General features: G+C 67.2%; 2 protein-coding genes. Both read right to left on the reverse strand.

The annotated features are described in order from the left end of the window. Positions 1–35: 35 nt before the first annotated feature. A complete protein-coding gene (locus AB0I68_RS39050) occupies positions 36–1,043 on the reverse strand; it encodes an IS3 family transposase (RefSeq protein WP_363182204.1) in 1,008 nt (335 codons plus the stop codon). Positions 1,044–1,060: 17 nt separating this feature from the next. Then, a complete protein-coding gene (locus AB0I68_RS39055; RefSeq protein ID WP_363182205.1) occupies positions 1,061–1,444 on the reverse strand; it encodes a hypothetical protein in 384 nt (127 codons plus the stop codon). Positions 1,445–1,525: the final 81 nt, after the last annotated feature.

Genomic DNA, 1,525 nt, shown 5'->3' on the forward strand with positions numbered 1-1,525 from the left:
CGGAAGATTTCAAGTCCAGTGAGACGGTCGTGACGCTATGAGGTTTGTGGTGTGGGTTCCCGGCGCTTGGCCGGGTCGTTGATCCATGCCTTCTGGGGTATCTCGGGTGGTCGGGGGCGGCGGCCGAAGCGTTCGGGGTGGCGTGCGTATGCCTGGGCGAGGGTGACGGCCCGCTGGTCGCGGACCTCCTCGGCGGTCCCGAAGTGGACGGATGCCGGCGTGTGCCAGCCGATGCCCGAATGCCGGTGCTCATGGTTGTAGTACGCGATGAAGGCGTCGAACCACTCGCGGGCGTGGGCCAGGGAGTCGAAACGTTCGGGATAGTCGGACATGTACTTCGTGGTCTTGAACTGGGCCTCCGAATACGGATTGTCGTTGGAGACCTTCGGCCGCGAGTGCGACCTGGTCACGCCCAGATCGATCAGCAGTTGGGAGACCTTCTTGGAGGTCATCGACGTGCCGCGGTCGGCGTGCACGGTCTCGGGCACGATGCCGTTGCGGGTGATCGTCTCGCGGATCAACTCCTCGGCCCGTGCAGCCGATTCGGCCGCCTCGACGGTGTGGCCGACGATGTACCGGCTGAAGATGTCGATGATCACGTAGGCGTGATACCAGATGCCCTTGACCGGTCCGGCCGCCTTGGTGATGTCCCAGGTGAACACCTGCGACGGGCCGGTGGCGACCAGCTCGGGCACCGTCTTGGCGGGATGGGTGGCCTGGCGGCGGCGCTCGCCGGTCTGCCCCTTTTCACGCAGGATCCGGTACATCGTGGAGACGGAGCAGTGGTAGCGCCCGGCATCCAGCTCACGGGCCCAGATCTGTGCGGGCGCCAGCTCCGCGTACTCGATGCTGTTCATCAACTCCAGAACCGCGGCCCGCTCTCCAGCCGCGAGGGCCGAGGGCTGGACCTGCGGCGAGCGGGGCCTGCGCGGCGTGGGGGGCTGAAGCCGGCGGTAGTGGGTGGCCCTGGAGCGGCCGGTCAGCTGGCACGCGGCGGTGATGCCCAGTCTGCCCTCGATGCCGGTGAACGCTTCATCCACCACCGGGTCGGCGGCAGCCTTCAGTCCGCGCTCTCGGAGATCATTTCCAAGAGCGCGGAAGCTTTTCCCATAACCTCCAGCGCGGCCTTGTTCCGGGCCAGTTCCCTCTCCAGTCGTTCCACCTGGCGGCGCAGTTTCTCGTTCTCCGCCTCGGCCGTCGACTTCTTCGGCCGGGCCGGGCTGGTGCGATGGTCGACCAGCTTCTCCAGGGCTCCGGCGTCCCGTGCGGTCCGCCATTCCGTGACGTGCGAGTGGTACAGGCGCTCGCGGCGCAGGACCGCGCCTTTCTCGTTCTTGGGTGCGGCGTCGTACTCGGCCACGATCCGCAGCTTGTACTCGGGGCTGAAGGAGCGGCGCTTCGGCCTGGGGGCCGGGTCGGATCCGGCGGGCTTGGTGCTGGTCATGAGGGGGGTGGTTCTCCTGTCGGTGCCCTATCAGGCTAACCCGCCGAAGCGGGACGTCTCGCCTAAGGCTGACAGAGAGGG

Origin of the sequence: Streptomyces sp. NPDC050448, assembly GCF_040655295.1 — a bacterium.
Lineage (GTDB): Bacteria > Actinomycetota > Actinomycetes > Streptomycetales > Streptomycetaceae > Streptomyces.